This is a genomic window from Aeromonas sp. FDAARGOS 1416 (assembly GCF_019048085.1).
GTDB classification, from domain to species: domain Bacteria; phylum Pseudomonadota; class Gammaproteobacteria; order Enterobacterales; family Aeromonadaceae; genus Aeromonas; species Aeromonas veronii.
In genome coordinates this window covers 2,562,470-2,575,042 of the sequence record NZ_CP077301.1, presented here as the reverse complement: position 1 = coordinate 2,575,042, position 12,573 = coordinate 2,562,470, and the positions used below count along the sequence as shown (strand labels likewise).

Here is a 12,573-nt window from a genome sequence, read left to right as displayed (position 1 = left end):
GTTATTCCAGCAGTGATGGGTTATGGTGCCCCGATGGGCCGGACTTTATTGATATGTCACAAGATGATAGCGCCATGGCTGTGGTCTGATAGAGTCCACTCTCCGGGAGGAGAATCACGTGATAAAAGGAGGTTGCATTGAATTCCGAGCTTGTCTGGGTGCTCTGTCTGCTGGCTGGCGCCATCTATCTCTTCATGACCAACAAGGTGCGCATGGATGTGGTCGCCCTGTTGATCATTATCCTCTTTGTGCTGAGCGGCACCCTCACCCTGCCGGAGGCGCTGGCGGGCTTTAGCGATCCCAACGTTATCCTGATTGCCGCCCTGTTTGTGGTGGGTGAGGGGCTGGTGCGCACCGGCATCGCCTATCAGGTGGGGGATGCATTGGTGAAGGTGGCGGGTAGCAGCGAGACCAAGCTGCTGGTGTTGCTGATGGTAGCGGTGGCGAGTCTGGGTGCTGTGATGAGCAGCACCGGAGTGGTGGCCATCTTTATCCCGGTGGTGCTGAGCGTGGCGAACCGGATGGGGATCCCGGCCGGTCGCCTGATGATGCCCCTCGGTTTTGCCGGGCTGATCAGCGGCATGATGACGCTGGTGGCCACGCCCCCCAACATGGTGGTCAACAGTGAGCTGATGCGCCACGGCATTCACGGCTTCGGGTTCTTCGATTTCACCCCGATGGGCGTGCTGATCCTGGGGCTGGGCATCCTCTACATGCTGCTGGTGCGCGGCTCCATGGTGGGCGAAGGGGAAGAGGGCAAGGGCAAGCCGACCGGGCGCCGCACCCTGCGAGATCTCATTCGAGACTACCGATTGGCCGGTCGGGCCCGTCGTCTGGCGCTGCGGCCGGACTCCCCGCTGATTGGCCATACCCTGGATGAGCTGCAACTGCGTGCCCGTTATGGTGCCCACGTCATCGGGGTGGAGCGCTGGCGCAAGTTTCGCCGGGTGATGGTGCCGGTGTCCGGGATCAGTGAGTTCCAGGCCAAGGATGTGCTGCTGATCGACATGTCAGACCCCGAGGTGGATGTGCGGACGTTTTGCAGCGAAGCGCGGCTCGAACCCATGATCCTGCGCGGGGAGTACTTCTCCGATCAGGCGCGGGAGGTGGGGATGGCCGAGGTGTCGCTGATCCCTGAGTCCAAGCTGCTGGGTAAAAGCGTGCGTGAGGTGACCTTCCGCTCCAGCTATGGTCTGAGCGTGGTGGGGCTGCGCCGCGACGGTGAAGCGCTGGCAGGCAAGCTGGTGGACGAGCCGCTGCAGATGGGGGATACCCTGCTGGTGGTAGGAAACTGGAGCCACATCAGACAGTTGCAGACCCATAGCCGCGACTTTCTGCTGATGGGGTTGCCCGCTGAAGTGGACGAGATGGCCCCCGCCCGCAGCCAGGCCATTCATGCCATCTTCTGTCTTGGAGTAATGATACTGCTGATGGTGACCGATCCGGTGCCCAACGTGATTGCCGCGCTGATCGCCTGTCTGCTGATGGGCAAGTTTCGCTGCATCGATATGGAGAGTGCCTACAAGTCGATCCACTGGCCGACCCTGATCCTCATCGTCGGCATGCTCCCCTTCGCGCTGGCGCTGCAAAAAACCGGCGGGGTGGATCTGATCGTCGGTGGCCTGATCAATGCGGTAGGGGAGATGGGGCCGCGGGTCATGCTGGCCAGCCTGTTTGCCCTCTGCGCGGTGATCGGGCTCTTTATCTCCAACACGGCGACGGCGGTATTGATGGCGCCTATTGCGCTGGGCACGGCCCAGCAGATGGGGGTATCGCCCTATCCGTTTGCCATGACCATTGCCATCGCCGCCTCGGCCGCTTTTATGACGCCGGTCTCGTCACCGGTCAATACCCTGGTGCTGGGGCCGGGCAACTACAAGTTTGCCGATTTTATCCGTATCGGGGTGCCATTCACCCTGTTGGTGATGGCGGTCAGCGTGGTAGCGATCCCCTGGTTCTTCCCGTTCTGATAACCGGGATGATGAATATGTGCACCAGCGGCCTGCGGGCCGCTTTTTTATGTCTGGGAGACAAGCGTGGCAAGGCGTGCTCGGAATCAGTGAAGAGTGACGTGAACGGGAATTAACGTGGAGCTGGGTTAATAGAGGAGCGAGAGAAAAACTGGGGAGAGGCAAATTTCAGACACAAAAAAACCAGCGTGAGCTGGTCTGTTTGGTACTGCTATTAATGGTGCGGAAGGAGAGACTCGAACTCTCACGCCTAGGGCGCCAGAACCTAAATCTGGTGCGTCTACCAATTTCGCCACTTCCGCAATATTAATGGTGGCTATGACGGGATTCGAACCTGTGACCCCCGCATTATGAGTGCGATGCTCTAACCAACTGAGCTACATAGCCGTTTGTTATCGACCACTGATGTGGAAGAGAACAGAAAAATGGCTGGGGTACTAGGATTCGAACCTAGGGATGGCGAGATCAAAACCCGCTGCCTTACCGCTTGGCGATACCCCAACAGAAATAATGGTGGCTATGACGGGATTCGAACCTGTGACCCCCGCATTATGAGTGCGATGCTCTAACCAACTGAGCTACATAGCCGTTTGTTATCAACCACTGATGTGGAAGAGAACAGAGAAATGGCTGGGGTACTAGGATTCGAACCTAGGGATGGCGAGATCAAAACCCGCTGCCTTACCGCTTGGCGATACCCCAACAGCGTTCCTCAACAGTCGCGAGACTGGCAAAGAACTTTTAAAAATGGCTGGGGTACTAGGATTCGAACCTAGGGATGGCGAGATCAAAACCCGCTGCCTTACCGCTTGGCGATACCCCAACAGCGTTCCTCAACAGTCGCGAGACTGGCAAAGAACTTTTAAAAATGGCTGGGGTACTAGGATTCGAACCTAGGGATGGCGAGATCAAAACCCGCTGCCTTACCGCTTGGCGATACCCCAACTAGAGATGGTGGCTATGACGGGATTCGAACCTGTGACCCCCGCATTATGAGTGCGATGCTCTAACCAACTGAGCTACATAGCCAACCTTGCTTCCGGTGAGTCGTTACCTCGTCACCGTGCGGGCCGAATTATGCGTATCTGGCTCTGGGGCGTCAACCCTTTTTTTGCCAGAAAAACGCAATTTGAGTGCGTTTGACCAGTTATTGGTCTCTGTTGCGCAAAAGCCCAACAATCTGGTTTTTTTTAAGACATTGCCATTATTGCCCGGGCAATGGCAGATAAAAAACAGGCCAGCAAATGCTGGCCTGTCATGGGATTAGACGTTGAACAGGAAATTCATGATATCGCCATCTTTGACGATGTAATCTTTCCCTTCAGCGCGCATCTTGCCCGCTTCCTTGGCGCCTTGCTCACCCTTATAGTTGATAAAGTCTTCAAAGGCGATGGTTTGGGCGCGAATAAAGCCTTTTTCAAAGTCAGTGTGGATCTTGCCAGCCGCTTGCGGGGCAGTGGCGCCGACCGGAATGGTCCATGCACGCACCTCTTTCACGCCAGCGGTGAAGTAGGTCTGCAGGTTGAGCAGCTGGTAGCCGGAGCGGATCACGCGGTTCAGGCCCGGCTCTTCGATACCAAGGTCAGCCATGAACTCGGCGCGATCTTCGTCGTCCAGTTCGGCAATGTCGGCTTCGATGGCACAGCAGACCACGACCACGACCGCGTTCTCGGCGGCGGCGATTTCACGCACCTTGTCCAGATAGGGGTTGTTCTCGAAGCCATCTTCCGCCACGTTGGCGATATACATGGTTGGTTTCAGGGTCAGGAAGTTGAGGTGGCTGACAGCGGCCAGCTCTTCTTTATCCAGCTTCATGCCGCGGATCATCTGGCCGTTTTCCAGTGCGACCTTGATCTTCTCCAGGGTTTCGACTTCCAGCTTGGCATCCTTGTCGCCGCCTTTGGCACGCTTGGACTGACGGTGAATGGCACGCTCGCAGGCGTCCAGATCCGACAGGGCGAGCTCGGTGTTGATCACTTCGATATCGTCAGCGGGAGAGACCTTGCCGGCAACGTGAATGATGTTTTCGTCGTCGAAGCAGCGCACTACGTGGCCGATCGCTTCGGTTTCACGGATGTTGGCCAGGAACTGGTTACCCAGACCTTCACCCTTGGAGGCACCGGCAACCAGACCGGCGATGTCGACGAATTCCATGGTGGTCGGCACAACGCGCTGCGGATTGATGATGGCAGCCAGCTGATCGAGGCGGGGATCCGGCATCGGCACCACACCAGTGTTCGGCTCGATGGTGCAGAACGGGAAGTTGGCGGCTTCGATACCGGCCTTGGTCAGCGCGTTGAACAGGGTGGATTTGCCTACATTGGGCAGGCCCACGATACCGCATTTAAAACCCATGGATTGTTACCTTACTTGATGGATGCTGTTGGGGGTCGCCCGCAGGCGGCCCATGTCATGCTTGTTCTGGTCGTTGCTCATGTACCGGCACAATGCCCGTACAGGGTCAAACCGACCTAACCCTTTTCAGCCTTGAAGCTGTGCAAGCGATTCATGGCCTTGGTCATATCTTGTTTGAACAGGATGTCGGTGGCGCGCAGGGACTCGTCCAGCGCGGCGTCGATCAGGTTCTGTTCACTGCTGGGGGCCTTGGTCAGGACGAAGCCTGCCACCTGCTCTTTGCTGCCGGGATGGCCGATCCCGAGACGCAGCCGGAAGAAGTTATTGTTGTTGCCCATCTTGGCGATGATGTCCTTGAGGCCGTTATGGCCACCATGACCACCACCCTGCTTGAACTTGGCGATGCCTGGCGGTAGATCCAGTTCGTCATGGGCCACCAGCATCGCTTCCGGCTCAATCTGATAAAAACGCGCCAGTGCGGCCACCGCCTTGCCAGAGAGGTTCATATAGGTGTTCGGGATGAGCAACCGCACATCCTGCCCCTCGACCAGGATGCGGGCAGTATGGCCGAAGAACTTGGGTTCTTCACGCAGGCTGACATTGTGCCAGCGGGCCAGTTGCTCCACATACCAGGCGCCCGCATTGTGGCGGGTCTTGGCATATTCCGGGCCGGGGTTGCCCAGTCCGACGATCAGTTTGATTTCGCTTGTCACGCTTGATGTCTTCACTCGCAGCTGCCGTGGGCACACTACCCAGGGCAATAGGACGCAATATTCTAGCCGCCGAGTGGCGATCACTCAACCAATGCGCATGTTATGGCGGGATTTGCAGCATTATTGCGGGCAATGGGTGGCTAACGGTGGGCAAACGGGCCTCTTGCAAGAGGCCCGTTTCAGTTTACCGATGGATTGTGCCCGGTTGACTACCGTCGTTATTTGGCACGCCGCAGGGTGACGGTCTCTTCATCCAGTGCGGTCAGGGTGGGACGGGCATCGCGCACATACTCCACGAAAGACGCTGCATCGGTGCCGCAATCCACGCCGCTGGCTTTGCAATCGAGGGGCTGGCCCGGGGCATAGACGGCGCTCAGCAGCTCGCCGTTTTGTACCACCTTCAGCACCGGGAAGGCGGTCAGCTTGCCATTGACGCTGGCGATATCGACCCGCTCGCTCTTCTGGCGCTGGGCATTGGCCAGTGCTTGCCAGCCATCGTTGCCGTTGGCGCTGTAGGCGTTCATCACCACCCGATAGTGCTGGCTATCCACCAGATCTTGCCACTCGCCGCTTGCGGTCTTGCGCTGCAATTGGGTCAGGGTGCCCGCCTTGCCTGCGTCGGTCTCCTGGAAGGTGTAACGCAGGTGGCCGCCATAGGGGAACTTGCCTGCATGGGCGCTGGCGGGCAGGGTGGCGGTGATGGTCTCGGTCAGCAGGGCGCGTACCTCGGCGCCAGTCAGGGTCAGCACCGAGAGCTGGTTCTTGAACGGCAGCAGGGTGAGGGCACTATCCCCCTCGCGCCATTCGCCAGCGGGCAGGTCGGCGCGCACGCCGCCCACTGCCACCAGAGCGAAGTCGACCGGGCCGCCGGTCAGGGCTTGCACTGCAGGGGTATTGGCCCAGTAGAACTCCCCTTCGGCAACCAGCGGCGCTACATCTGAGCCGTGGCTGTCGCTGCCGTTGTCACCGGGACGACGGGCATTTTGCAGCTGCTCGGGGATGGTGCCGATCACCGGGCCGTAGGCTTTCTCCAGCGCCGGTTTGTAGTGGCTGTCGATGATGCCGCGCAGGCGCGGATCTTCATCCACGGTCACCAAATTGGGCTGGTTGTCGACAAACTGGCTCGCCTCTTTGCTGCGGGCGTCGTCGAGGGGCTGCTTGCGCGCCGCATCGGCGAAGAAGTCGCGGCTGGCCAGCAGGCTGTTGTGGCCCTGGCAGTCGGTCACCTGACCCTGGCTGTCAAAGGTCACCTGTGCCAGACCGATGGCCTGGGCGTAGGAGCCTGCCTGCACCACGCAGGTTTTGCCGATGCCATCCGGATTGGTCACCAGCTTGGCGTAATCGCCGGTCTTGCCCCAGCCAATGTTGCGAAAATCGCCGAGCAGGCTGTGGGAGTGGCCACCGACTATGGCATCGAGGCCGTTTACCTTGGCGGCCAGCGCCAGATCCCGCTCGTTGCCGATGTGGGTGAGCGCCACGATCTGATGGATCCCCTTGGCTTGCAGCATGTCGACCGTGGCCTGAGCCGAGGCGACCTCCTTGCCAAAGCGCAGTTTGCCGACGTTGGGGGCGATATTGCCCATGTCTTCCAGCACCAGACCGATGACGGCGACCAGCTGTTTGCCTTGCGGCAGGTTGTCGAGATCGGTGACCGGGCTCTTCTGGTTGCCGTCAAAGGCGTAGACCACGAAGGGCTTGAGGTTGTCAGCCTTGCTGAGGGCTGGATCGGCCTTGGTGTCGAGGTTGGCGGCCAGAACCGGGAAGTTGACCCCCTCGATGAAGCGGGCCAGCTTCTGGTTATCCAGATCGAACTCGTGGTTGCCAAGGGCCATGGCATCGAGGCCGAACTGGCTCAGCAACTCGGCGTTGGCCATCCCCTCGTTGAGTTTGAAGTAGCCGCTGCCCTGCCAGGCATCGCCGCCGTGCAGCAGCAGCAAGGCGTGGTTCTGGGCCAGCGCATCGGCCTGATAGGCTTTCGCCATGGTCAGCAGGCGCGGATAACCGCCAAAGCGGGTATAGAGGGTGTCCGTCTCCCCCTGCTGGGCAAAGATCTGCCCTTTGATCTCGGCATTGACCGGATCAAACTGGGAGTGGGTGTCGTTCATGTGAGCCAGGGTCAGCACGAAGGGCGGGTTTTCTTTGACGGGCTGACAGGCGAACAGGGCGGAGGTGAGGGTCGCGAGCAGGAGGGGACGCAAGCAATTCATGGGTAAATCCTTAAGCCTGCCGGGGGCAGGGTCGTACCAGATAGCAGAAAGTTGGAAAGAGAAGGTCCAGAAAGACGAAAACCGCCTGATGGCGGTTTTCGTTATTGCTGAATCTATCAATGCTCAAACATGGCAGAGATGGACTCTTCGTTGCTGATGCGACGAATGGCTTCGGCCAGTACAGTTGACAGAGTCAGCTGCTTGACCTTGCCTACCGCTTTCATCTCCGCAGTGAGCGGGATGGAGTCGGTGATGATCAGTTCATCGATCACGGAGTTCTTGATGTTCTCGACGGCGGAACCGGAGAAGACCGGGTGGGTAGCGTAGGCGAATACACGCTTGGCACCGCGCTCTTTCAGGGCCTCTGCGGCTTTGCACAGGGTGCCGCCGGTGTCGATCATGTCATCAACGATGATGCAGTCGCGGCCTGCAACGTCACCGATCAGGTGCATGACCTGGGAGACGTTCGGGCGGGGACGGCGCTTGTCGATGATGGCGATGTCGGTGTCATCCAGCAGCTTGGCGATGGCGCGGGCACGCACGACGCCACCGATGTCCGGGGAGACAACGACAGGAGACTCGAGGTTCTTGGACTTCATGTCTTCCAGCAGCACCGGGCTACCGAACACGTTGTCTACCGGAACGTCGAAGAAACCTTGAATTTGCTCGGCATGCAGGTCAACGGTCAGCACGCGATCCACACCGACGCTGGAGAGGAAGTCAGCGACAACCTTGGCGGTGATGGGTACACGGGCGGAGCGGACACGGCGGTCCTGACGGGCATAACCAAAGTAGGGGATAACGGCAGTGATACGGCCAGCTGAAGCACGACGCAGAGCATCCACCATGACGATCAATTCCATCAAATTGTCGTTGGTCGGGGCACAGGTGGATTGAATGATGAAGATATCGCCACCACGTACATTCTCATTGATCTGTACGCTGATCTCGCCGTCGCTAAAGCGACCTACGGCAGCATTGCCGAGTTTGATAAACAGGCGATCTGCGATCTTCTGGGCTAGTTCCGGCGTTGCGTTACCAGCAAACAGCTTCATGTCAGGCACGGTTTGAAACCTCGGGGTTGCATCCAGTATGTGGGGGAGTCTGAAATCAGACCCTATCGTTTTGGGGCAAACGATTTATCAAGATAACGTACAAGGTGTCTGCTGCCCAATGAATGTGATGATACCGGTAACCCGAATCCGTGGCCGAGTGCAAAACCGGCCACGTTAATCATCATCAATACCGTTCGGTAAAATTGGCTGGGGTACTAGGATTCGAACCTAGGAATGGCGAGATCAAAACCCGCTGCCTTACCGCTTGGCGATACCCCAATCATTTGAACTGTTGCAATGTGGAGAAGAGAGGTGATATGTTCTCGCCCTTGGCGACAAACCCATCAAGTCCCTTCGGCACGCAGGCCAACACTTCCCGAGCAGTCACTTCGTCTTCAAATTGAGCAAAGACGCAGGCTCCTGTGCCCGTCATTCTTGACGGCGCGTATTCTAGCAACCAGCCGAGCGCATTGGCAACCTCGGGGTGGCGCTTTTTCACCAGTGATTCGCAATCGTTTTTCCACTCGCCTTCCAGCAGGTTGTCCAGCGCCATTTTTGGCGTGGCTCTCGGCAGGTCCGGATCCTGGAATACGGCCGCGGTCGCTACATGGCAATCGGGCTTGAGTACCAGATACCAGGCATCGGGCAGTTCGACCGGTTGCAGCCGCTCGCCCACCCCTTCGGCAAAGGCCGCCTTGCCACGGACAAACACCGGCACATCGGCCCCCAACTGGACGCCAAGTGCTGCCAGTTCATCTTCACTCAAACCCGCCTGCCAGAGGTGGTTAAGCGCCACCAGCGTGGTCGCTGCATCGGACGAACCGCCGCCAATGCCGCCGCCCATGGGTAGCACTTTCTCCAGCCGGATATGGGCACCTTGCGGGCTCGGCAGAGTTGCCTGGAGCAGCCGCGCCGCCCGAATAATTAGATTCTGCTCATCCGGCACACCGGGAATGGCCGGGCTCAGGGTGAGAGTGTCGCTATTCGGTATCACCTCGAACTCGAGCCAGTCGCTGTGGTTGAGGAAGATAAACAGGGTTTGCAGCTCGTGATAGCCATCGGGACGACGGCCATTGACGTGTAAAAACAGGTTGAGTTTGGCCGGTGCCGGCCAGCGTGTGGAAGCCATTAACGTGCAAGAGTCCATTGGTTGATCTGAAGCTTGAGGCGGCTGTTCTGGCCGGTCATGGTCAGCTGGTGCGGCAGGCGGTAGCCATCCTGATCCCGATAATCGCCATAGACGATCTGCCACTGGCCGTCGCGCACGCTGGCCAGACTGCTGTCGGGGTTGAGTTCAAACTCCGCCTGACCTGGCAGCCCCTTGATCCACTCTGGCAATCCCGCAACCGGAATATTCCAGCCGGTCAGTTGATAGATGAGCGCTTCGGCATCCTGGCTCTGGTGGCGATTGCCGTCGCTGTCGAGCAGGGTGATCTCCCCCTTGCTGCGGGAGAGTTCCAGAATGCTGGTGCCAATCAGGCTGGTGAGGTTGAGGCGATAATCCTCCCCATCCTGCTGCCAGTTGAGACGGGCGCTGCCCTTTTGCTGTGGCGTGATGATGGCCATCTTGCCAGAGAGCTGCCAGTGGGTCAGCTGCTCGAGGCGGGCCCGCTCCTGGTTCCAGTTCACCTGGTCACGCTGGGGCTGGGTGGTGGCACAACCTGCCAGCAACAGCAGGCAGGTGAGGGTAAAAATACGTAGCAGCACGAGACGGCTCCAGAGAGAGGAATTTGCCACAGTATACGGGGCGGCCGTATTGCTTTTAAAGACTTACCCTTTCTCGTACAATTGGCAGCCTTTGCACCCAGCGTATGAAATGATCGTCGCCCACTCATGAGTTTGCTTGCCCTCGGAATCAACCACAACACCGCCAGTGTCGCCTTGCGGGAACGGGTCGCCTTTGGCCCGGACTGCATCGATCGCGCCTTGCGTGAGCTGGTGAGCCAACCCGGTGTCAGCGAGGCGGTGATCGTCTCCACCTGCAACCGGACCGAACTCTATTGCAATCTGGACGGGGAGCGGCAGGAGCAAGTGCTGCGCTGGTTGCAGCAGTTCCACGGGCTGGACGCGGCCGAACTGGTCACGGCCATCTATCAGCATCACGATGAAGAGGCTGTGCGCCACCTGATGCGGGTGGCGTGCGGGCTCGACTCGCTGGTGTTGGGGGAGCCGCAAATCCTGGGGCAGATCAAGCAATCCTATGCCCACGCCCAGCAGGCGGAGTCGGTGAAGGGGGCGCTGGAGCGGCTGTTCCAGAAATCCTTCTCGGTGGCCAAACGGGTGCGTACCGATACCGAGATTGGCGCCAGTGCCGTGTCGGTGGCGTTTGCCGCCGTCAGCTTGGGTCGGCGGATCTTTTCCGATCTCTCCCAGACCAAGGTGCTACTGGTCGGTGCTGGCGAAACCATCGAACTGGTGGCCCGTCATCTGCGCGAGCAGAACGTGACCAAGATGATGGTGGCGAACCGCACCCTGCAGCGTGCCCAGACCCTGGCGGCCGAATTCGGCGCCCAGGTGATGACGCTCGAAGAGATCCCCGACTATCTGCACGAGGCGGATATTGTCATCAGCTCGACCGCCAGTCCACTGCCCATCATCGGCAAGGGGATGGTGGAGCGCGCGCTGAAGGCCCGCCGCTTCAAACCCATGTTTCTGGTGGATATTGCCGTGCCGCGCGACATCGAAGCCGAAGTCGATGAGCTCTCCGATGCCTATCTCTACACGGTGGATGATTTGCAGGGGATCATTGAGCAGAACCTCGAAACCCGTAAACGGGCTGCCGCGCAGGCGGAAGTGATCGTGCAGGAAGAGCGCGACGAGTTTATGGGCTGGTATCGTGGCCAGAGCTCGGTCGACCTCATTCGCGATTACCGCCATCAGTCACAGCAAGTGGCTGATGAAGAGTTGCAACGGGCCCTGCTGGCATTGGCGCAGGGCGAGAGTGCCGAACAGGCGCTCAAGGCGATGGCCCATCGCCTCACCAACAAATTGATCCACGCGCCGACCCAGGCGTTGCGCCAGGCTGCCTCCCAGGGGGATCAGAGCGAGCTCTCCCGCTTGCGGCAGGCGCTGGGGTTGTCACAAGAGCCATAATTTTCGGGCAACCTGCCGGTTGTCCCGTCCTCCATTGAGAATGCAAGAGTTATGAATCCGTCACTGATCAGAAAGCTGGAAGGCCTCATCGAGCGCCACGAAGAAGTACAGGCCATGCTCGGCGAGCCAGACGTGGTCTCGGATCAGGATCGCTACCGCGCCCTGACCCGCGAATATGCCCAGCTGGAAGATATCGTTCACGCCTTCCAGCGTTACCGTCAGGCTCAGGATGATCTGGAGACCACCCAGATGATGCTGGAGGAGGACGATGCCGACCTGCGCGAGATGGCGCAGGAGGAGCTGCCGCTGGCCAAGGCCAATCTGGAGGCGCTGGAGCAGGAGCTGCAACTGATGTTGCTGCCCAAGGATCCCAAGGATGACAACAACTGCTATCTGGAGATCCGCGCCGGTGCCGGTGGCGACGAAGCGGCCATCTTTGCCGGTGACCTGTTCCGCATGTACTCCCGCTTTGCCGAGCGTCAGGGCTGGCGCGTCTCCATCGTCAGCTGCAATGACGGTGAGTATGGTGGCTACAAGGAGGTGATCGCCAAGATCGACGGCGAGCGCGTCTATGGCCGCCTCAAGTTTGAATCCGGTGGTCACCGGGTACAGCGGGTGCCGGAGACCGAATCTCAGGGCCGGGTGCACACCTCCGCCTGTACCGTCGCCGTGCTGCCGGAAGTGCCGGAAGCCGAGCAGATCGAGATCAATCCTTCCGATCTGAAGATCGACACCTTCCGCGCCTCCGGTGCCGGTGGTCAGCACGTCAACAAGACCGACTCGGCCATCCGCATCACCCACCTGCCGACCGGTCTGGTGGTGGAGTGTCAGGACGAGCGCTCCCAGCACAAGAACCGCGCCAAGGCGATGTCGGTGCTCTCCGCCCGCCTGCAAGCGGCCGAGGATGAGCGCCACCGCGCCGCCGAGCAGAGCACCCGCCGCAATCTGGTGGGCTCCGGTGATCGCTCCGAGCGCATTCGCACCTACAACTACCCGCAGGGCCGCCTCTCCGAGCATCGCATCAACCTGACCCTCTACCGTCTCTCCGAAATTTTGGAAGGGGATCTGGACTGCGTCATCACGCCGCTGGTGCAGGAGTATCAGGCCGATCAGCTCGCCTCGCTGGCCGAGAACAACTAATGCAGATGGTGATCCGGCAAGCTCGCATTAAGTGTTCTGC

9 protein-coding genes and 9 tRNA genes are annotated in these 12,573 nt (G+C 59.3%); 3 read left to right on the top strand and 15 right to left on the bottom strand.

Annotated features, from left to right (window positions below):
- Nucleotides 1–137 precede the first annotated feature (137 nt).
- Complete coding sequence (locus I6L46_RS11460; protein WP_042054543.1) at nt 138–1,970, top strand: SLC13 family permease; 1,833 nt, start codon at nt 138–140, stop codon at nt 1,968–1,970.
- A gap of 218 nt (nt 1,971–2,188) precedes the next feature.
- Here the strand turns inward: I6L46_RS11460 and I6L46_RS11455 are convergent.
- From I6L46_RS11455 to lolB, 15 genes are all read right to left on the bottom strand, one after another.
- Nucleotides 2,189–2,272 (bottom strand) — tRNA-Leu (locus I6L46_RS11455).
- 8 nt (nt 2,273–2,280) lie between these two features.
- A tRNA-Met gene (locus I6L46_RS11450) sits at nt 2,281–2,357 on the bottom strand.
- A gap of 39 nt (nt 2,358–2,396) precedes the next feature.
- Nucleotides 2,397–2,471: transfer RNA gene (locus I6L46_RS11445), tRNA-Gln, on the bottom strand.
- A gap of 10 nt (nt 2,472–2,481) precedes the next feature.
- Nucleotides 2,482–2,558: transfer RNA gene (locus tag I6L46_RS11440), tRNA-Met, on the bottom strand.
- A gap of 39 nt (nt 2,559–2,597) precedes the next feature.
- Nucleotides 2,598–2,672 (bottom strand) — tRNA-Gln (locus I6L46_RS11435).
- Nucleotides 2,673–2,718: 46 nt separating this feature from the next.
- A tRNA-Gln gene (locus I6L46_RS11430) sits at nt 2,719–2,793 on the bottom strand.
- Between the two features lie 46 nt (nt 2,794–2,839).
- Nucleotides 2,840–2,914: transfer RNA gene (locus I6L46_RS11425), tRNA-Gln, on the bottom strand.
- Nucleotides 2,915–2,922: 8 nt separating this feature from the next.
- Nucleotides 2,923–2,999, bottom strand: a tRNA-Met gene (locus tag I6L46_RS11420).
- A gap of 234 nt (nt 3,000–3,233) precedes the next feature.
- Entirely contained in the window at nt 3,234–4,325 is a 1,092-nt protein-coding gene (gene ychF, locus I6L46_RS11415; RefSeq protein ID WP_005334961.1) for a redox-regulated ATPase YchF, read from the bottom strand.
- A 116-nt stretch (nt 4,326–4,441) separates the two neighbouring features.
- Nucleotides 4,442–5,038, bottom strand: a complete 597-nt coding sequence (pth, locus tag I6L46_RS11410; RefSeq protein ID WP_005334960.1) for an aminoacyl-tRNA hydrolase — start codon at nt 5,036–5,038, stop codon at nt 4,442–4,444.
- A gap of 218 nt (nt 5,039–5,256) precedes the next feature.
- Nucleotides 5,257–7,245 (bottom strand): bifunctional UDP-sugar hydrolase/5'-nucleotidase, encoded by a 1,989-nt coding sequence (locus I6L46_RS11405; RefSeq protein WP_042054541.1) that lies wholly within the window; start codon nt 7,243–7,245, stop codon nt 5,257–5,259.
- Nucleotides 7,246–7,361: 116 nt separating this feature from the next.
- Nucleotides 7,362–8,309 carry a ribose-phosphate pyrophosphokinase gene (locus tag I6L46_RS11400; RefSeq protein WP_005343846.1) on the bottom strand — a complete coding sequence of 316 codons (948 nt, stop codon included), beginning with the start codon at nt 8,307–8,309 and terminating at the stop codon, nt 7,362–7,364.
- A 195-nt stretch (nt 8,310–8,504) separates the two neighbouring features.
- Nucleotides 8,505–8,579 (bottom strand) — tRNA-Gln (locus tag I6L46_RS11395).
- Between the two features lies 1 nt (nt 8,580).
- Entirely contained in the window at nt 8,581–9,429 is an 849-nt protein-coding gene (gene ispE / locus I6L46_RS11390) for a 4-(cytidine 5'-diphospho)-2-C-methyl-D-erythritol kinase (RefSeq protein WP_042054540.1), read from the bottom strand.
- Nucleotides 9,429–10,007: a lipoprotein insertase outer membrane protein LolB gene (lolB, locus tag I6L46_RS11385; RefSeq protein ID WP_005334955.1), complete on the bottom strand. Its 579-nt coding sequence runs from the start codon at nt 10,005–10,007 to the stop codon at nt 9,429–9,431. Before lolB ends, ispE begins: the two co-directional genes overlap by 1 nt.
- A 126-nt stretch (nt 10,008–10,133) precedes the next feature.
- Between lolB and hemA the strand changes: the two genes are divergently transcribed.
- Both hemA and prfA read left to right on the top strand, forming a co-directional pair.
- On the top strand, nt 10,134–11,393 hold the full coding sequence (hemA, locus tag I6L46_RS11380) for a glutamyl-tRNA reductase (protein ID WP_139463482.1): 1,260 nt from the start codon (nt 10,134–10,136) through the stop codon (nt 11,391–11,393).
- Nucleotides 11,394–11,444: 51 nt separating this feature from the next.
- Nucleotides 11,445–12,533, top strand: coding sequence for a peptide chain release factor 1 (gene prfA, locus I6L46_RS11375; protein ID WP_005353897.1), 1,089 nt, complete (start codon nt 11,445–11,447; stop codon nt 12,531–12,533).
- Nucleotides 12,534–12,573 lie beyond the last annotated feature (40 nt).